Source organism: Williamsia sp. D3, from assembly GCF_000506245.1.
GTDB lineage: Bacteria > Actinomycetota > Actinomycetes > Mycobacteriales > Mycobacteriaceae > Williamsia > Williamsia muralis.
The window spans coordinates 1-19576 of record NZ_AYTE01000022.1 but is presented as its reverse complement, the minus strand read 5'-3'; the positions used below and the strand labels follow the sequence as shown (position 1 = coordinate 19576).

The 19576-nt window shown below is 66.2% G+C and carries 17 protein-coding genes; 4 read left to right on the top strand and 13 right to left on the bottom strand.

Annotated features, from left to right (window positions below; all coding sequences use genetic code 11):
* The coding region (locus tag W823_RS0129405) for a UvrD-helicase domain-containing protein (RefSeq protein WP_369792623.1) at positions 1 to 1114 on the bottom strand (1114 nt) is incomplete at its 3' end.
* 77 nt (positions 1115 to 1191) lie between these two features.
* Here W823_RS0129405 and W823_RS44585 point away from each other — a divergent pair.
* Both W823_RS44585 and W823_RS44580 read left to right on the top strand, forming a co-directional pair.
* Complete coding sequence (locus W823_RS44585; protein ID WP_023958880.1) at positions 1192 to 1983, top strand: alpha/beta fold hydrolase; 792 nt, start codon at positions 1192 to 1194, stop codon at positions 1981 to 1983.
* On the top strand, positions 1983 to 2282 hold the full coding sequence (locus W823_RS44580) for an MGMT family protein (RefSeq protein WP_023958878.1): 300 nt from the start codon (positions 1983 to 1985) through the stop codon (positions 2280 to 2282). Before W823_RS44585 ends, W823_RS44580 begins: the two co-directional genes overlap by 1 nt.
* A gap of 105 nt (positions 2283 to 2387) precedes the next feature.
* On the opposite strand, the gene W823_RS44575 is transcribed toward W823_RS44580, so the two are convergent.
* From W823_RS44575 to W823_RS44530, 10 genes are all read right to left on the bottom strand, one after another.
* Complete coding sequence (locus W823_RS44575) at positions 2388 to 3092, bottom strand: sirohydrochlorin chelatase (protein ID WP_023958876.1); 705 nt, start codon at positions 3090 to 3092, stop codon at positions 2388 to 2390.
* Complete coding sequence (locus W823_RS44570) at positions 3089 to 4258, bottom strand: uroporphyrinogen-III synthase (protein ID WP_023958874.1); 1170 nt, start codon at positions 4256 to 4258, stop codon at positions 3089 to 3091. Before W823_RS44570 ends, W823_RS44575 begins: the two co-directional genes overlap by 4 nt.
* 14 nt (positions 4259 to 4272) lie before the next feature.
* The gene (gene nirD, locus W823_RS44565) at positions 4273 to 4659 is read right to left on the bottom strand and encodes a nitrite reductase small subunit NirD (protein WP_023958872.1); all 387 of its coding nucleotides are present in this window, start codon (positions 4657 to 4659) and stop codon (positions 4273 to 4275) included.
* Positions 4660 to 4661: 2 nt separating this feature from the next.
* Positions 4662 to 7232: a nitrite reductase large subunit NirB gene (nirB, locus tag W823_RS44560; protein WP_081729780.1), complete on the bottom strand. Its 2571-nt coding sequence runs from the start codon at positions 7230 to 7232 to the stop codon at positions 4662 to 4664.
* A complete protein-coding gene (locus W823_RS44555) occupies positions 7225 to 8676 on the bottom strand; it encodes an FAD-dependent oxidoreductase (protein WP_023958868.1) in 1452 nt (483 codons plus the stop codon). The genes nirB and W823_RS44555 overlap by 8 nt, the downstream gene beginning before the upstream one ends.
* Complete coding sequence (locus tag W823_RS44550) at positions 8673 to 10874, bottom strand: molybdopterin oxidoreductase family protein (protein WP_023958866.1); 2202 nt, start codon at positions 10872 to 10874, stop codon at positions 8673 to 8675. Before W823_RS44550 ends, W823_RS44555 begins: the two co-directional genes overlap by 4 nt.
* Before the next feature lie 2 nt (positions 10875 to 10876).
* The gene (locus W823_RS44545) at positions 10877 to 12298 is read right to left on the bottom strand and encodes a NarK/NasA family nitrate transporter (RefSeq protein WP_023958864.1); all 1422 of its coding nucleotides are present in this window, start codon (positions 12296 to 12298) and stop codon (positions 10877 to 10879) included.
* A gap of 202 nt (positions 12299 to 12500) precedes the next feature.
* Positions 12501 to 13355 (bottom strand): TIGR02569 family protein, encoded by an 855-nt coding sequence (locus W823_RS44540; RefSeq protein ID WP_030164497.1) that lies wholly within the window; start codon positions 13353 to 13355, stop codon positions 12501 to 12503.
* A gap of 106 nt (positions 13356 to 13461) precedes the next feature.
* Positions 13462 to 14637: an adenylyltransferase/sulfurtransferase MoeZ gene (gene moeZ, locus W823_RS44535; protein WP_023958860.1), complete on the bottom strand. Its 1176-nt coding sequence runs from the start codon at positions 14635 to 14637 to the stop codon at positions 13462 to 13464.
* A 119-nt stretch (positions 14638 to 14756) separates the two neighbouring features.
* Positions 14757 to 15941, bottom strand: a complete 1185-nt coding sequence (locus W823_RS44530; protein ID WP_023958858.1) for a DUF3152 domain-containing protein — start codon at positions 15939 to 15941, stop codon at positions 14757 to 14759.
* An 85-nt stretch (positions 15942 to 16026) separates the two neighbouring features.
* Between W823_RS44530 and W823_RS44525 the strand changes: the two genes are divergently transcribed.
* Entirely contained in the window at positions 16027 to 16698 is a 672-nt protein-coding gene (locus tag W823_RS44525; RefSeq protein WP_030164506.1) for a TetR/AcrR family transcriptional regulator, read from the top strand.
* A gap of 20 nt (positions 16699 to 16718) precedes the next feature.
* Here the strand turns inward: W823_RS44525 and W823_RS44520 are convergent, their stop codons facing one another.
* Both W823_RS44520 and W823_RS44515 read right to left on the bottom strand, forming a co-directional pair.
* Positions 16719 to 16952 (bottom strand): DUF3107 domain-containing protein, encoded by a 234-nt coding sequence (locus W823_RS44520; RefSeq protein WP_030164509.1) that lies wholly within the window; start codon positions 16950 to 16952, stop codon positions 16719 to 16721.
* A 123-nt stretch (positions 16953 to 17075) separates the two neighbouring features.
* Positions 17076 to 17771 carry a ferritin-like fold-containing protein gene (locus tag W823_RS44515; RefSeq protein WP_023958852.1) on the bottom strand — a complete coding sequence of 232 codons (696 nt, stop codon included), beginning with the start codon at positions 17769 to 17771 and terminating at the stop codon, positions 17076 to 17078.
* 363 nt (positions 17772 to 18134) lie between these two features.
* Between W823_RS44515 and W823_RS44510 the strand changes: the two genes are divergently transcribed.
* Positions 18135 to 19576 (top strand): DEAD/DEAH box helicase (locus tag W823_RS44510; protein ID WP_031332453.1); only part of this gene is annotated, 1442 nt, incomplete at its 3' end.

Below are 19576 nucleotides of genomic sequence, written 5' to 3'. Positions count from 1 at the left end.
GGAGCCGCGCGGCGATCGCCGCGCCCAGGTCGCTGATGGGCTTGCTCGACCGGAAGTTGTTGTCGAGCAGGATGTCTCGATCCGGGTCGTCGAGTTCGTCGAGAAACCGCGAACTGGCCCCGCGGAAGCCGTAGATCGCCTGGTCACCGTCTCCGGCGACCACAGTCTGGTGAGTCCCCGCCCCGATCAGCTCGACGAGGGTGGCGGCCTGCGGATCGAGGTGCTGGGCGTCGTCCACCAGCAGATACCGCACCCGCGCTCGCTCGCGCCGCAGCAGATCGGGGTCGGTCGCGAATGCTGTGAGAGCAGAGCCGACCAGCTCTGCGGCGTCGACTGCGGGCGCGGTCGCCTGCGGTGCCTCCAGCCCGACCGCCCCCCGCAGCAGACCGCTCTGCTCGTACTGACGGTAGGCCTTGCCGACCGCCTCCCACTCCGGACGCTTGTGCCTGCGGCCCAGCGCCATCAGGTCCTCGGGCCCCACACCGCGTTCGGCGGCCCGCATCATCATGTCCCGCAATGCCTGTGCAAACCCGTTGGTGCCCAGAGCCGGCCGCAATCGCGGCGGCCAATAGGCGGCACCGTCCTCGATGTCGCCGGCCAGCAGTTCCCGCAACACCGCATCCTGCTCCGCACCGGTGATCAGGCGTGGCGGCGGATTGTCGTGTGCGGCCGCCTGCAGGCGAAGCACCGCAAACGCATAGGAGTGCACGGTGCGGACGATCGGCTCGCGGGTGGCTCGCGGAGCGCGGCCCGCTCCCCCGGCGCGCTGAGCCAGCAGTCGCGCGGTGATCTGCTCGCGCAACTCGGTGGCTGCCCGTCGACCGGCGGCCAGGACCAGCAGCGACTCCGGATCGATCGCCGGGTCGGCGAGACGGGCCACCGCGATGTCGACGATCAGTGACGTCTTTCCCGTGCCCGGGCCTCCGTGAACCCGCAGTGGGTGGAAACCCGGTGACGCGGCGCCGCCGGGACGGTCGATCAACGACTGCACCCGCTCTGGCCAGGTACGCGGTTGCGCCGGAGGGATGGGCGCCGACACCAGTCGCGTCGTCATGGCTGGCACACGGTCTCCTTCCTCTGGTTCCTCCACGATGGTGTCACGGGTGACCGACATGTCGACCGCGCCACCATCGCCCACCCGCGCCCGGGTCGGTACTGCGTGGCCGACCACGGTCGGGCACGATTGGTCCCATGGCTGGTGTGAACGTGGAACTGTACGGCCCCGCAGACGGCGACCCCGTCCTCGCATTGCATGGCGTCACCGGCCACGGCAAACGGTGGGCGGACCTCGCCGCAGCGCTGCCCGACGCCAGGATCATCGCCCCGGACCTGCTCGGACACGGATTCTCGACCTGGGAACCGCCTTGGTCCATCGATGCACAGGTGGCTGCCCTGGCCGACGTGGTCGAGGCCCACGCGTCCTCCTCCGTGGTCCTGGTGGGTCATTCCTTCGGCGGCGCACTTGCCCTGCATCTGTCACGACTGGTCCCCGATCGCATCCGGTCGCTGGTGCTGCTCGACCCGGCCATCGGCCTCGAGCCCGCCCGGCTCATGGACATCGCCACCAGCTACATCGCTCATCACGATTACCCGGACGAGGCAGCCGCCCGTGCTGAGAAGCTGGGCGAATCGTGGGCCGAACTACCTCCGGAACTGCTCGATCGAGAGGTCGCCGACCACCTGACCACCGCAGGTGACCGGATGAGCTGGCGCGTCCACCCGGGAACCGTGGTCACCACATGGAGTGAATTGGCTCGGCCCCTTGTGCTGCCCCCACCGCACATGCCGGTCGATCTGGTTCAGGCCTTGCGCGTGCAACCGCCGTACGTCACCGCCGATTTACTCGAAGCGCTTGCGGCACAACAGGGCGAACTCTTCTCGCTGTACGAGGAGGACTGCGACCACATGGTTCCCTTCGCCCGCCCTGAACTGACCGCGCGCCTGGTCGCGGAGGCCCTGGCGCGTCCACGATCCGAGAGCTGATGGCGAAGATCACCGACGACCAGGTCGAACGCGTACGTGCGATCGTGGCGTCGGTACCTGCCGGCAAGGTGACCACCTACGGCGACGTGGCAGCGGCTGCGGGCCTGTCGAGCCCCCGCATCGTCGGATGGATCATGCGAACCGACTCGGCTGATCTGCCGTGGCACCGGGTGATCAGCGCCGCGGGCACACCGGCTCCGCACCTGCGTGACCGCCAGCTCGAAAACCTGCGTGCCGAGGGTGTTCCGGTGTTCGACGGCCGAGTCGACATGAAGATCGCCCGAGCCGACCTCGCCTGACCCGCCCCACCACCCACAAAAATTCGCGCCACCTGCCGAGGTTCGCGCCGGTTGTAGCCGGCGCGGATGTCGGTAGGTGGCGCGAATTCTGTGGTGGGAAGGTGCTCAGAGACCGGCGGCGACCACGGGGCGCACCGACCTCATCCGGCGCACGACCAGGTCGACGACACGGGGGTCGGTACCCAGGGGCTGAGCCACACCATCAGCGCCGGCGTCGTGGAGCCGATCGTGGAACAGACCATGCGCCAACAGATATGAGGCGATGAAGACGCGGCGACCGGTGCGAGCCCTGGTGTCGGCGACGACGTCCGCGATCCGCGGCTGAGCAGTGGCCACATACCCGACCGGAACCGGCTCGCCGATCATCGTGCCCAGCAGGTTGGCGGCACGCCGGACCTGGCCGAGCGCGAACAGATCGGAAGATCCCGCTGCGGCGAGCACAACAGAATCACCTCGACGCCAGCCACTTTCGGACAGACGCAACGCCAAGACCCGCGCCAGTTCGGGATCGGGACCCAGCGACCGCGAGACGGAGACGCCCTGATGGCCGCTGGCCTCGATGTGCTCGGGAAGATCCTTGCGGACGTGATAGCCCGACGCCAGGAACGCCGGGACGACCACAGCGGGCCCGTCGAGCCCGCGCAACACCTCTGACGGCGAAGGGCCGAGTACGTCGACGAACGCAACGCGCGTACTACCGATCTGGGCCGAGACCTTGTCCGCGAGGTCCGCGATCATCGATACGCCGTGTTCAGAGCGGGTCCCATGTGCGACCAGGATGGGTTGCGCGTCGATTCCCTTGATTCTCATGCGTTTTCCCCTTCCTCGTACTCGACGTCGACAGAGAGGCGGTAGCCACGTTTGACAACGGTCTGGATCATCCGGGGGTCACCGAGGCCCGCTCGCAGGCGTGCCATGGCGGTCTCCACCGCGTGGGTGTCGCCGCCACCTCCGGGGAGTTCGGTGAGCAGTGCATGCCGTGACACCACCCTGCCGGGGCGGCGTGCCAGTGCTTTGAGCAAGGTCAGACCTGCCGGCGACAGCGGCCGGAGCTCGCCGTCCACCATCACCGAACGACTGCGGATCGACATGTCGTGACCTGCGACGCGCAGAGTCGGCACCCGGCGGGGCAACTCTTCGGCGATGTGCCGGGCGAGAGCACCGAGGCGAAAGCGATTCGGCCGCGAGGTGGGTACCCGCAACGCCGCGAGCGGCCCGGCGGTGACCGACCCCACACACATGACGTGGACGTCGGTTCGCAGAGCGTCAAGAAGCGCATCGAGTCGCCCCGTGTCCTGGGCCCGACCGAGCATCGAAGCAACGGCCGGAGCGCTGGTGAACGACACCGCGTCCATCTCACCACCCACGATGGCCGAGATCATCTGGTCCATCGCAGTGGTGTCCTGCGGCGGCAGCCACCGGTACACCGGGATCGGCAGCACCTCTGCACCCGCCTCGCGCAACACCTCGCAGAAGTCGGGCAGTGGCTCCCACTCGGTGGTGGCACCGTGCAGCTGCACGCCCACCCGGGTGCCCTCGACACCCTCGTCGAGCAGGTGCTCGAGAACTTCACTCGACGATTCGTTGGGTGGCGACCATTCCTCCCGCAAACCGGCAGCGCGGATCGCGCCCTTGGCTTTCGGCCCGCGCGCCAGCAGCCGGGTGGGTTCGAGGGCAGCGACCAATCGCTCCGCGACCCCCCAGTCCTCGGCCGCCTCCATCCACCCGCGGAACCCGATACCGGTTGTGGCGACGACGATCTCCGGCGCGTTGGCGATGATCTGGTCGGTGACCGACCGCAACTCTGCGTCGTCGGCCAGCGGGATGATCTCGATCGCCGGGGCGTGCTCCACCTGCGCGCCGCGTCGTTCCAGCAACGCGGCGAACTCGTTGGCACGCCTGGCCGCCGTGATGCCGATCGTGAATCCGGTCAATGGACCGGATTCGCAGTCGGCGATTCGATCACCCGCTTTCACTAGACCTCCATGTCTCACGCGATCGGCGTTTGCACTCGATGGGGCCTGACCTGGACGAGACCGGCCTTGATCCGTACGTCGTACACCGGCAGGACAACGGATTCGTCGCTGAGGCAACGTCCGTCGACCAGCGAGAAGACCTGCTTGAGCAACGGTGAGGCCACGGTGGGCTCACCGGCGCGGTCCCCGACCAGGCCGCGAGACATCACCGCCGCACGTCCGAAGGGGTCGATGTTCCCCACGGCATGGAGGGTGTCGTCGGTGAGGCGGAACAAGGCCACCTGTTCGTCCCCGGGCAGGAGCACGGCCACTCCCCTCCCTGGTACGAGCTGGTCGAACGGGCACGCCGCAGTCCATGTGGCTGCAACTTCATCAACCCGAGTGTCATCAACGAGACTCATGGTCAGCTTCCTCCGTTCGCCGGCGGGCGTACGCCGGGCTGCGGTGTTCCCAAGAGTACCGGTACCTTGCGCCCGCTACCTTCCGAGAACTCGATGGTGGGGTCCGGTTGGGCAGGTGCGTTGACGAACGAGACGAACCGGGAGAGCTTCTCCTCGTCTTCGAGGACTCCAGACCATTCGTCCTTGTACCCGGCGACATGCGACTCCATCGCCGTTTCGAGTTCGGCTGCGATTCCCAGGCTGTCATCACACACGACGGCCTTGAGGTGATCGAGACCACCCTCCAGCGAATCGATCCACGGCGCCGTGCGCTGCAGCCGGTCTGCAGTGCGGATGTAGAACATCAGGAACCGGTCGATATAGGCGACAAGCGTCCTGTCATCGATGCCGGAAGCCAAAAGCTGTGCGTGCGCGGGGCTTTGACCACCGTTTCCGCCCACATACAGGTTCCACCCGTGTTCGGTGGCGATGACACCCACGTCTTTACCGCGGGCCTCGGCACACTCTCGGGCACAACCGGACACCCCGAACTTGATCTTGTGGGGCGAACGCAGACCGCGGTAACGCTTTTCGAGGTCGACGGCCATGCCCACCGAATCCTGGACGCCGTAGCGGCACCAGCTCGTACCGACACAACTCTTCACCGTGCGCAGGCTCTTGCCGTAGGCCTGCCCGGACTCCATGCCCGCGTCGACGAGCTTGCGCCAGATGAGCGGCAACTGCTCCACCCTGGCCCCGAACATGTCGATCCGCTGACCGCCGGTGACCTTGATGTAGAGCCCGAACTCCTTGGCCACCTCGCCGATCACGATCAGCTGCTCCGCGGTGACCTCACCGCCGGGCATCCGTGGCACCACCGAATACGTGCCGTTCTTCTGCATGTTGGCCAAGAAGTGGTCGTTGGTGTCCTGCAGGGCGGCCTGCTCTCCCGACAGGATGTGGTCACTCGAGGTGGAGGCGAGGATCGAGGCCACGGTCGGCTTGCAGATCTCGCATCCCCCGCCCTTTCCGTACCGTGCCACGAGGTCGGTGAAGGTCCGAATACCGGTCGCCCGGACGATCTCGAAGAGTTCACTGCGCGACTGGTGGAAGTGATCGCACAACGACTTCGACACCGCCACACCGGAATCGGCCAGCAAGCGGTTGATCGACGGGATACAGCCACCGCACGTGGTGCCCGCCTTGGTGCATGTCTTCACCGCGGTGACGTCCTGGGCGCCATGAGCGATCGCGCTGCAGATGTCGCCCTTGCTGACCCCGTTGCACGAGCAGATCTCGGCGGAATCCGGGAGGGCCGACAGACCCACACCTTCGCCGGCAGCCGGTGCGATCAGCGCTGCGGGATCGCCGGGCAACGGGCCACCGACCATCGGTTTGAGTAGCGCGTACTGACCGGCATCGCCGACGAGCACCCCGCCGAGAAGGGTCTTGGCATCGTCGGAGACAACAACTTTGGCGTAGGTACCGGCAACGGGATCGTTGAAGACCACCTCGAGCGCACCTTCGGAGGCACCCATCGCGTCGCCGAAACTCGCGACATCCACGCCGAGCGCCTTGAGCTTGGTGGACAGGTCCGCGCCCGGGAACTCGGATTTGCCACCCAGGAGCCGGTCCGCCACGACCTCGGCGGTGCTGTACCCCGGGGCGACCAGCCCGTAGCAGATACCGTTGACCGCGGCGACCTCGCCGATGGCGTAGATGTCGGGATCGGCCGTGCGGCATCCGTCGTCCACCAGGACCCCGCCGCGCTCACCGACGTCGAGCCCCGCATCGCGTGCGAGCTGGTCGCGGGGCCGGACGCCGGCCGAGAACACAAGCAGGGCAGCGTTGTCGATGCTGCTGCCGTCGGAGAGGGTGACGTGGAGAGTGTTGTCGCCGGCCGGTTCGATGGCCGTGGTCCCGACACCGGTGTGCACACTCACCCCGAGTTCGGTGACGAGGCCCGCGAGCAGCGCGCCGCCACCCTCGTCCACCTGCAGCGGCATGAGCCGCGGCGCGAACTCCACCACATGTGGTTTGAGTCCGAGCAGCTTGAGTGCGTTGGCCGCCTCGAGCCCGAGCAGGCCGCCCCCGACAACCACCGCGTTGGCCCCTGCCGGTGCCGCCTCTGCGGTGGCACGGATCTTGTCGAGGTCGTCGAGTGTGCGGTAGACGAAGCAGTTCGGTGAATCGGCTCCCTGTACCGGCGGCACAAACGGATACGAACCGGTCGCGATCACCAGCGCGTCGAACACGATGCTCGAGTCGTCGTCGAGGACGGCCGTACGCGCAACCCGGTTGATCGAGGTGACCGACCGGCCCACCAGCAAGGTCACCAGCGGGTCGCCCGGATAGGTATTGCCCTCGAGCGCCAGCGCGTCGGGATCCCAACTGTTTACATAAGACGAAAGTCCTACGCGGTCGTAGGCAGGGCTGGGTTCGTCACAGACGACGACCACACGCCATTGGTCGGTGACGTCACGTTCGCGGAGTTCCTGCACGAACCGATGGCCGACCATCCCATGGCCTACCACCACAACTGTTTTGCTGGGCACTGGTACCCCTCCTAGTACTTCTGTTGGTCTCTCAGGCATCGGCTGTTGCCAGCCATTCACAAAGTCCCTCGACGACGGATTCACAACTGCCGCAACCTGTTGTGGCCCTGGTGGCATCGGCCATCGCCATGGGGCTGCGCGCACCTTTGCGCCACGCATCGGTCAGGTTCTTCTTGGACACCGAGTTGCACCGGCAGATGATCGCGTCGCCCGGCATCTGGGCCGGACTCGCCGATTCGGTTGCGCCACCGATGAGGTGACCGAGCAGCAGGCGCATTCGATCGCTGGGCACCGGCGCGCCGGAGTCGAACAACTGCGTGATGGTGCCCACCACCTCGGGATTGCCGAGCAGTACCGCGCCGACCAGACGATCCTTGCGCACAACCACTTTCGCGTAACGCCCACGATGAGGGTCGGACAGGGTCAACACCTCGGCCTCGAGGTCATTAGGATCGGTGTCCACTTCCCCCATCGACGCGAGATCCACGTCGTGAGCCTTCAGACGCAGGATCTGCTGCGTTCCCTCATAGGCGGCCTGCTGGTCACCGAGCAGGTTCTGTGCCACCGTCTCGGCCATCTCCCAGCCCGGTTGCACCAAGCCATAGACGATGTCGCGGTGCTGGGCGCATTCCCCGATCGCGTAGATCGACGGATCGTTTGTGCGCAGATGATCGTCGACCTTGATACCACGTTCGACAGCGAGGTCCGCGGCGGTGGCGAGCTCGACGTTGGGAGCGATGCCGGCGGTGACGATCACGAGGTCGGCGCCCAGGGTGGAGCCGTCGGTGAGCACCACTTCCCGGCCTGTTCCCGGCTCGTCCCGGATCGCGGTGACCCGGCTGCCGAGCACCACGTCCATCCCGATCTCACGCAGCACACGGGTAAGCACTGCCCCGCCGGCGGCGTCCATCTGCTTCTCCATCGGGAAGCTCCGTGGATGGACAACCGTCACCTGGGCCCCGCGCAGCAGCGCGCCGCGCGCGGCCTCGAGTCCGAGAAGGCCGCCACCGACAACAACCACTCGTGTTCCCTCGCGGAGCGAGGACACGATCGATTCGCAGTCGGCCAGGTTACGAAACGCGATCACACCTTCGACCGGGCGACCCGATTCCGCGAGCGCACCGTCGATCGGCGGGATGAAAGCACGGCTGCCGGTGGCAAAGACCAGACTGTCGTAGCCGTGCATGGTGCCGTCGTCGCAGTGCACGGTCTTGGTGTCGCGGTCCACACGCTCGACCCGAACACCGGTGTGCGTCTGCAGGTTCCGTTCGGAATACCAGTTGTCGGCGCGAAGCCTGGTGTCGGCGGGTGTGATCCGGCCGGCCACCACGTTCGACATCAGGATGCGGTTGTACGCCGATCCGGGCTCGTCGCCGATGACCACGCTGGTGACGTGCTCACCCGCAGGATCCCGCCGATGCAGTTCTTCCTGCAGTCGGGCGCCGGCCATTCCGTTCCCGATGATCACCACACGCCTGGTCATGACACCTCCCCAAATCTTGGTCGAGCCGGCAACTCCAACGGCTCCAACCGCACCGCACACGCCTTGAACTCGGGCATGCGGCTGGTGGGGTCCAACTCGGGATTGGTGAGCAGGTTGGCTCTCTGGTCACCCGCGTAGTGAAAGGGCAGGAACACCGTGTCCGGTCGCAGTGACTCGATGCAGCGTGCCGCAGCGGTCATCGTCCCCCGCCGCGAGGTCACACGCACCTGCTGACCGTCAGCGATCCCGAGTCGTTCTGCGGTGTCGGTGTTCACCTCGACGAACATCGGACCGGCCGCGTCGGCGAGGTCTTTGACGTAGCGGGTCTGCGCACCGGACTGGTAGTGCGTCAGCACCCGGCCCGTGGTGCACACCAGCGGGTATTGCGCGTTCACAGGTTCCGTCGGTCCGCGGTAGTCGACGGCAATGAACTTCGCGCGGCCGTCGTCGGTGGCGAACCGGTCGAGGAAGATCCTGGGGGTGCCGGGATGGCCGATCTCAGGACACGGCCAGTGGAGCGCCTCGTCATCGTCGAGTCGTTCGTAGGTGATCCCGGTGTAGTCGGCCGCGCCACCCGCCGATGCGGCGCGCAGCTCGTCGAACACCTCGCGAGGGTCGGTCTTGAAACGGTGTGCCGGCTGCCCGAGGCGGACCGCGAGTTCGGACAGGACCTCGAGCTCGCTGCGGGGGCCGTCGGGAACGGGAACCGCCTGGCGACGCCGAAGGACCCGGCCCTCCAAGGAGGTCATGGTGCCCTCTTCTTCTGCCCACTGCAGAACCGGCAGCACCACGTCGGCCAATTGCGCTGTCTCCGACAGCAGGAAGTCGTTGACCACCAGCATCTCCAGCGATTCGAGTCGCTCGACCACGTGCCCCGCCCGCGGCGCCGAGACGGCCAGATTCGCGCCGTGCACCATCAGCATCTTGGGTCCGCCGGGCTGTCCGAGTGATTCGAGCAATTCGTAAGCACTCTTGCCCGGGCCGGGCAGATCGTCCGGGTCGATGCCCCACACCTCGGCCACATGCGCACGGGCGGCGGGATCGGTGATCTTGCGGTAACCCGGCAGTTGATCGGCCTTCTGGCCGTGTTCGCGGCCACCCTGCCCGTTCCCCTGACCCGTGATGCAGCCGTATCCGCTGCCCTCACGACCGCACAGGCCCAGGACCAGGGACAGACCGATGACGGCACTGACCGTGTCTGTACCGCTCGAATGTTGTTCGGCGCCACGCGCTGTCAGCACATACGCACCTTTGCCCGCCACGCGGGCGCCTGCGAGCATCGCAACCGTGCGACGCAACGCACTCACCGGAACCCCGGTGACACGCTCGGTACGTTCGGGCCACCATTGCGCAGCCGCGCGCCAGAAGTCGTCGAAGCCGTTGGTCCGGTCCGCGACGTAGTCGAGATCGGCATAACCCTCGGTGACCGCGATGTGCGCGAGCCCCAGTGCCAGAGGCAGATCCGTGCCCGGCGACAGTTGCAGATGTACACCGCCGTCGGCGACCGCCCGTTCCACCGTGGCGGTCCGGCGTGGGTCTGCGACCACCAGCCCGCCGGCTCGCGCGGCCGTCATCAGATGACCGACCATCGGCGGCATGGTCTCGGCGATGTTGCCGCCGAGGATGACGATGCACTCTGCCGAACCGAGGTCGGCGAGCGGGAAGGGCAATCCCCGGTCCAGTCCGAACGACTTGATGCCCGCGGCCGCGGCCGAACTCATGCAGAAGCGGCCGTTGTAGTCGATGTTCGACGTACCCAATGCCACCCGGGCGAACTTGCCCAGCTGGTAGGCCTTTTCGTTGGTCAGTCCACCGCCACCGAAGATCCCGACAGCGTCGGCGCCGTACTCGCTGCGCGCCCGGGCGAATCCGGACGCGACGACGTCGAGCGCGTCCTCCCACGTGGTGGGTGTCAAGACACCGTTGCGCCGCACCAACGGAGCGGTCAGGCGGTTGGGGTTGCGCAGCACATCGGCAGCGGTCCAACCCTTCTGGCACAGACCGCCCCGATTGGTGGGGAACTGCCGCGGCGTGACCACGGCATCGGCGGCTCCGTTGCCGCTGATGTTCATCGCACACTGCAGACCGCAATACGGGCAGTGTGTGGCGGTCCCGACCGACCCCGCGGCGAACTCGCCGGCGGAGCGGTTGCCCGGCTCGCCGAGGGGCAGATCGATGGACACGGTTTGCGCAGTCATGATCAGGCGGTGACCGGTGTGGTGGTGGACGAGTCCTCGAGCGCGCGGGTCTTGTCGGTCGATTCGATCGACCGGCGGACGTAGAACCAGTAGGTGATGCCGGCGGCCACCACATAGAAGGCCAGGAAGATCCAGAATGCTTGCGTGGCAGACTGATTCGACTTGTAGCTGTCTCGCAGCACCAGGTTGATGGCCACACCGCCGAGTCCACCGAACGCTCCGGCGATACCGATCAGGGCTCCGGACATCGACCGCGACCAGTTGGCCTTGCCGAGAGGATTGAGCGCAGGGTTGACCTTTGCCTTGTGTTCCCAGATCGCCGGGATGATCTTGTACACCGAACCGTTGGCGATACCCGAGATGACGAAGAGCAACACGAAGCCGATGACAAAGGCTGTGAGGGTGCCACCGGTGATCTTCTTGTCGTTGGCATCGGACAGGGCACTGGCAGCCACGAGGATGGACGACGCGGCCACCATCGAGATGAAGCAGTACATCGTGATCTTGCCGCCACCGATCTTGTCGGCGAGCTTGCCACCGTAAGGCCGGCTGATCGACCCGAGAAGTGGTCCGATCCAGGCGATCTGGGCTGCGGCGAGGGCCGGCTTGGTGGCGCCGTTGGCGGTGAACGAGATGTTGAGCACCTGGCTGAAGGCGAATCCGAATCCGATGAACGAACCGAATGTGCCGACGTAGAGCAGCGAGATGATCCAGGTGTCCTTGTACTTCAGCGTCTCGAGCATCGCCTTGCCGCTCGAGGTCTGGTGGTCGAGGTTGTCCATGTAGAGCGCTGCACCCACACCGGCAACCGCGAGCAGCACCAGGTAGATGGCGCAGAGGATCTCGGGCTTGTCCGAGGCCACCCAGATCACGAACAGGCCGACCAGCTGGATCGCGGGGACACCGATGTTGCCGCCACCGGCGTTGAGGCCGAGGGCCCAGCCCTTGAGCCGCTGCGGGTAGAAGGCGTTGATGTTGGTCATCGAGGAGGCAAAGTTGCCGCCACCGAAGCCGGTGAGTGCGGCGACGAAGAGGAACCACCCGAACCCGAAGTCACCGGGGTTCATCACCAGCATCAACGTCAGACCCGTGGGGATCATCAGGACAACCGCGGAGAAGATCGCCCAGTTACGGCCGCCGAAGATGGCGGTTGCCTGGGTGTAGGGAATACGCAGACACGAACCGACGAATGTCGCGGTGGCGCCGATGACGAACTTCTGGTCGAGGCTGATGCCGTATTCCGGTCCGAGGAGCAGCGCGAGAGCCGAGAACATGGACCAGATCGAGAATCCGACGTGTTCGCAGATCACGGACCAGATCAGATTGCGCTTGGCAATGGCAGCGTTGCCGTTGTCCCAAGCCTCTACATCCTCTGGATCCCAGTCGGTGATGTAGTGCTTTCGTTTGGTGCCAGTAACGGTCACTAGGCCCTCCTCAGGGGTCCGGCGCGAATTGGCGGGTGCCTGAGGAGAACCGTAGGAAACGGGTGTTGCCGCAATTTTGCATTCAGTGACCGAACAATCACAGTGTTCTCACTCCGGATCGTCACCGAACGTGAGAAGGCGGGAACAGAAAACCCCGCCAGCTGCCTGACCGAACTAAGTATCCCCAGCTCAGAGGGTGCTGTCAGACGAGAAAGCGCACCATGTCGGCTACGCGCTGCAGGCCGGGGAGGGCTCCAGCGGTGGATCGCGGATGTAACGCGTGCACCGCGAGACGGAACATCACGGCCCGCAACATCATCTGCGGCCACTCGGGCAGGTCTTCCCAACGGTCAACGAGACCATCGTCTGCGCCGCCCCAGGCGAGCGCATCGACCACCACGACGGCGGCCGCCCACGCTGCGGGTCGCCAATACGGCGTGATGTCCGTGATCCCGGGGGCCGCGGCGCCGGCGAACAGAACCGTGCCGAACAGGTCACCGTGGACCAGCTGGGACGGCGACGACACCTTGGTGCGCAGCTTCGCGAGAGTGTGCAGGATCTCCAGACTGGTGACCCCGTCGGGTGACGTGGGGTCGCCCATGCCCGCGGCCTTCGCCGAACGCAACGGTACGTCGTCCCAGGCGGCGCGGTCGGCGGCGGTGAACACGTCGACGTCGTTGTAGGGCGGCGCGGGAGGCTGCATCAGGAATCTCGGGCGTTCGAGCTCGGCGGTCGCCTCGTGCAGCCGGTCGGCCAGCGAGACGACTTCGTCGTAACGCGGTTCCGGAGTTCCGGCGATGTAGGTGTCCGCTCGCCAGCCCGACACCACGTACCGGCCGTCGGACGATCGCACGGGGCGCGCGATGCGGACGCCTTCCACGTACAGCGTTTCTCTGACCTTGGCCGACCAGGCAGCCCGGGCATGGTCGGGAACCAGCGACAACACCGTCTCGCCGATCCGCCAGCCACCTTCCCAGCCCTCACCGAGAGCCACCACGGGATGTTGCGTCAGCCCGAAGGTCTGCAGCACATGCTCCGGAGGCTCGACGGAGGTCAAGTCAGAGGTCACCCGTCAAACGTTACCGGCGTGACCGCGAGATTCAGAGCAGGCAGCGCAGGTGTCGCCGCACCAGCGCCCGTACCTGCCGCAGGTGGCGGATACGTCAGTAGATTGGCAACGCCGGATCGACCTGCTTGGCCCACGCGGTGATCCCGCCCTGCAGATGGGTGGCGTCGGAGAAACCGGCCTTCTTGACCGCGGCCAGCGCCTCTGCGGACCGGATTCCGGTCTTGCAATAGAGCACCGCCGGCCGGTCCTGTGGCAGCTGGGCCAACCCCTCACCCGACTCGATGTCGCCCTTGGGGATCAGGGTGGCGCCGTCGATCCGGACGATGTCCCACTCCACCGGCTCACGCACGTCGATCAGGGCGATCTTCTCGCCGGAGTCCAGCCGCTGCTTGAGTTCGACGGCGGTCAGCGTCGAGTCTGCCGCGGCCGAGACACCATCATCCGACACGACACCGCAGAATGCGTCGTAGTCGATCAGTTCGGTGATCTTCGGCGCCTCCGGATCCTTCCGGAGCTTGATGGTGCGGTACCGCATGTCCAGCGCGTCGTACACCATCAGCCGGCCGAGCAACGTCTCGCCGATACCGGTGATGAGCTTGATCGCCTCGGTTCCCATGATCGACCCGATCGATGCGCACAGGATTCCGAGCACGCCGCCCTCGGCGCACGAGGGCACCATCCCGGGCGGCGGGGCCTCGGGGTAGAGATCGCGGTAGTTGAGACCGAGGCCGTCCGGCGCATCTTCCCAGAACACCGAGGCCTGGCCCTCGAACCGGTAGATCGAACCCCACACATAGGGTTTGCCTGCGAGGACAGCCGCATCGTTGACCAGGTAGCGCGTCGCGAAGTTGTCGGTGCCGTCCACGATCAGGTCATAGGCGCTGAATAGTTCGATCGCGTTGTCGTTGTCCAGTCGCACCTTGTGGGTGTTCACCGTGACTAGCGGATTGATCTCGAGGATGGAGTCGCGCGCGGAATCGGCTTTCGGCCGGCCGACATCGGACTGCCCGTGGATCACCTGACGCTGGAGATTCGATTCGTCCACCTCGTCGAACTCGACGATGCCGATCGTTCCGACCCCGGCGGCCGCGAGGTAGAGCAACGCCGGGGAACCGAGTCCGCCCGCGCCGATCACCAGCACTTTCGCGTTCTTCAGACGTTTCTGCCCGTCGACTCCCAGGTCGGGGATGATCAGGTGCCTGCTGTATCTGGCGACCTCGTCGCGGGTCAGCTCGGCAGCGGGTTCGACCAGCGGCGGCAACGTTGACATCTCGGGCTCCTCACGAAGTGCGCGTGACGGTGATGGTCGTCGGTCCGGCCACCCCACATAGGTGCAACGAGCATTTGCCCGGGAAGATTCCGGCAGCCCGGCCTGTGCGGTGGCCGAGCTCAGCGTTCCGGGAAAGGCCAGGGGTTGGGGTTGCAGACGTAGTCGCGGTTGGCCTTCATGTCCGGATCGAGCGCCATGATCTCGCTGTTCGCGGTGCCGAATGTCTGCTGCATCATGATCGGCGCCATAGAGCCGTTCATCTTGCAGGGCTCATGCGCCTCGAACCCGATCGCATGCCCGATCTCGTGATTGATCAGATATTGCCGATAGCCGAGATCGTCACCCTGATACGACGTCGCACCGCGGACCCATCGCGCCTCGTTGAGCGTGACCCGGGATTCCGGCGGGTAGTAGCACGAGGTCTCGAGCTTGATCTCGTATCCGCACAGCTGCCGCGTGGTGTCGGGGGACGTGAGCGTCACCCGGAAATCGGGCTCGCCGTTGTCGATCCGACGGAATGACACGGTGCCGTCGCCGATCCAGCTCTTCGGGTTGGCGAGTGTCGTGTCGATCAACTTGGCGAACGTGGGATCGCCGCCGAAGTCGCCCGACGCCAGGCCGTTCTCGACCTCGACGGTGTAGGTGTACTCCTGTCCCCCGGTGCCCACGCGAGTCGTGGTCCCAGGCACCACGTGATAACCGGCCGCGCCCTTCTCTGTGAAGGGACCGCCGGCGGGCAGGACACCGGCAGGCAGTTGCTCCAGGGGCACAGACTTCGGGGGTGCCCCGATGGCGGTGGTCTGATCCCGCACGTTGGTGTTGCGAACGGCATCGGGATCGGAGTCGACAACGCGGTCGGAGCCGCCGTCCTGGTGGGATTGGACGGTGAGCACGATCATCACGATCGTCAGCACGACGAGGACGGGGATGGCGTACGCCCGCCAGCCGTAGGTGGTGACGAATCGACCAACCGCCGATTGCTTCTTGCGGTCTTTCGCGCGGTCCGCACGCGGCCTGCCCGGTTCGTCGATGGGATCCCAGCGGGCACGTAACGGCTGGTCAGGGGCGGGCCGGCCGGAGACGGGACGGTGTACGTCGGTTTCCTGGTTCGCGAGGTGGGCGTCGGCCTCTGCCGCACGCCTCGCGGCGCGGCGCGCCCGGTCGACGGTCCTGCTGGTCTGATCGGGGTCGGTACTTCGCCGCTTCCGGTCGGAGCCGGCGGTCCGACGGGTCCGTTCGGGATCGGCGGTGTCGCGCGGTGTACGCCGCGTTTCCGTCGGTCCCGAGCCGCCAGCACCAGTCACCGTTAAACCTTCTCACAGGCATCCACGATTCATCTGTAGGCAACCACCGGTGGCGCACATCGCGGGCGGATATACCCTGGCGACCATGACTGAATCGGCTGCCGCAGGCACCGGAACGAACTCGACCACCGCCGGTGGCGGACGTCGAAGCGTCCGGATGCCGCGCAGCGCGCGGCGACTACAACTGCTGGACGCCGCCAGCGAGATCTTCGTCGAACGCGGCTACCACTCGGCGGGGATGGACGAGATCGCGGTACACGCCGGGGTCAGCAAACCTGTTCTCTATCAACACTTTCCGAGCAAGCTTGACCTGTACCTCGCGGTGCTCGATTCCCACGCCGAGTCGATGGTGAACCGTGTCACCGGGGCCCTGCTCAGTTCCACCGACAACCGTCATCGGGTGCGTGCCGCCGTGCAGGCGTTCTTCGATTTCATCGACGAGGACAGCCAGGGATACCGGCTCATCTTCCGTTCGGACGCTCTCGATCCGGCCGCGATCAGGCGTGTCGAAGGCGCAACCGAAGCGTGCGTCGACGCCGTCTACGGACTGGTGATGCACGACTCGGGGCTCGATCCGCACCGGTCGAGGATGCTGGCGGCCGGACTTGTGGGGACCAGCCAGGTCAACGCCCGGCACTGGCTGGACGCCAAGCGTCCGGTGACCAAGGAAGAGGCCGTGGACATCACGGTGACCATGCTCTGGGGCGGGCTGTCCCGAGTGCCGCTTCAGCAGTCCTCCGGCATCCTCGAGAACTAGCCCGGCCCGTCTGCCGAGCGTCAGATGGCGCCGAAACCGACCTTGCGTGCATCGGAGATGCCGACCTCGACGTAGGCGATCTTGGTGACCGGGATCAGGAAACGTGCGCCCTTGTCGTCCTGCAGACGCAGCAACTGATCGCCGCCGGCCAGCGCGGACTCCACCGCGGCATGGGCGTCATCACTGCTCTGATCGGTGTGCACCACGATCTCGCGTGCACTGTCGGTGATCCCGATCTTCACATCAACGGCCACAGAATCCTCCACAGGTCTTCACAATTGGATCTCACAGGTCGAGCTCGGTGAACAGGTCCCGACTCTCGTTCCAAGGCTAGCCGCACTCACGAGTGCCGACGACGTCAGCCCGGAGGCGACGGTTCAGCCCAGGCCCATGTCGGCCATCCGGCGAGCGTGACGCTCCTGGATGGAATCGAAGAACGTCACGATCCGGTTCAGATCGGACTGGACCGAGAACAGCAGCTCGGTCAATTCCTCCTGGCCGGCGAGCACGTACTGCGTCTGGGTGATCGCCTCCCCGAGAAGCCGGCGTCCCCAGAGGGTGAGGGGCGACTTCAGGTCGGGGTCTGCGGCGACCGCGTCGCGGACGGCGGTGGCGGCGAAGTCCGAGTGACCCGTCTCCGACATCACCTTGCGGACCACGGCCTCGGCCTCAGGCGGCAGGGTGCCTGCGATCTCGAGGTAGAAATCCGCGGCCAGACCATCGCCGACGTAGGCCTTGACCAGCGACTCCTGCCAACTGCTCGGCACGGTCGACGCGTGGTAGCGCTCGAGTACGGCCTCGTACTTCTCGATCGCGTCGTACACGTCCACCCCGCGCGCACGCAGTTCGTCCTGCAGGATCTCGAAGTGGGCCATCTCCGCGGCGGCCATGCTGGCCATCGCCACGCGTCCCCGGATTCCCGGGGCCATCACGGCCTCGGAGGTCAGGCGGTAGAACGCGGCCAGTTCACCGCACGCCAGAACCCCGAAGAGTTCGGTGATTCCGGGGTGATCGAAGGGAACCGAGGTGGCGACATCCGACACCGGCGGTTCGGTTTGTGAACCAGACGACATGGTCTCCAGTGTAGTCAGCAGCTCACCGTCCGCGGCGACTCAGCACGCCGGCAAGCTGGTCGGACATCAAGCGGCTCGCTGACTCGATGTTGGCAATATGCCGAGGACACGTACACTGCGAGGAGTAAGCCAAGCGCCTTAGCTGGCTCACACGGACATTGTGCGCGCACCGACGGCAGCCCGATTGAACAAAATCGGCCCGATTCGCCCGATACCGGTCATGCGAGTCCTCGGCAGATCGAGGATCCAGAGCTGACCTGTTGGTTGATTCTTGCAGTGCGCGCGGGACAGCACTTTGCGGAAGGCAATCAACTGAACACCGACAATCACACCTCAGATACGAACACCGAGACTGCAGTCTCCCTGGACGACGTTGTCGAGGCCGAAGAGCACGTCATCGTCGCCGAGGACCACGTCTCCCCCACCTTCGCCGAACTCGGCGTCCGGCAAGAGATCGTCGACGCCCTCGCCGCCGACGGCATCACGAACACCTTCGCGATCCAGGAGCTCACGCTTCCCCTGGCCATGGCGGGCGACGATCTCATCGGCCAGGCACGGACCGGCATGGGCAAAACCCTCGGCTTCGGCGTCCCCCTGTTGCAGCGCGTGTCGCAGGCCACCGCGGACGCCGGCGAACCCGGCATCCGCAAGCTCGACGGAACTCCCCGCGCGCTGATCATCGTGCCCACGCGCGAGCTGTGCATCCAGGTGACCGACGACCTCGAGGTGGCCGCCAAGGGTCTGCACGTCGACACCGCGGATGGGCAGAACCGGCCCATCCGCCTGCTCTCGATCTTCGGCGGCCGGCCGTTCGAGCATCAGATCAGCGAGCTGAAGATCGGCATCGACGTCGTGGTGGGTACTCCCGGGCGTCTGCTCGACCTCGCCCGCCAGGGCCACTTGATCTTGGGCAAGGTGCAGGTCCTGGTTCTCGACGAGGCCGACGAGATGCTCGACCTGGGATTCCTCCCCGACATCGAACGAATCATGAGCTCGCTGCCGGATGCCCGTCAGACCATGCTCTTCTCGGCCACGATGCCCGGACCGATCGTGACCCTGGCCCGCACATTCTTGACCAAGCCGACGCACATCCGCGCCGAGCACGCCAACGATTCGGCGATCCACGAGCGCACCACCCAGTACGTGTACCGCGCGCACGCCCTCGACAAGGCCGAGCTCGTCGCCCGCATCCTTCAGGCCGAGGGTCGCGGCGCCACAATGGTTTTCACCCGGACCAAGCGCACAGCCCAGAAGGTCGCCGATGACCTCGCCGAGCGCGGGTTCGCCGTCGGTGCCGTTCACGGAGACCTCGGACAGGTCGCGCGCGAGAAGGCCCTGACCGCCTTCCGCGAGGGGCGTATCAACGTACTCGTGGCCACCGATGTCGCCGCCCGAGGAATCGACATCGACGACGTCACCCACGTCATCAACTACCAGTGCCCCGACGACGAGAAGACCTACGTGCACCGCATCGGCCGCACGGGGCGCGCCGGACGGACCGGTATCGCCGTGACGCTGGTCGACTGGGACGAGCTGCACCGCTGGGAGATGATCAGCAAGGCGCTCGACCTGGCCAAGGACGAGCCCGCCGAAACCTATTCCAGCTCACCGCATCTGCGTTCCGACCTCAACATCCCGGAGACGGCCAACGGCCGGATCGGATCGGGCGGCGCGGCACGCGAAGACCGCAAAGAACGTGAATCCCGCTCGGGTGGACGTTCCTCGGGTCGGGTCGCCGCGAATCCGGAAGCCGAGAAACCTCAGGCCGCGAGTCCGGCCAGCGCGAGGGGGGCCAGCGCCCGTCT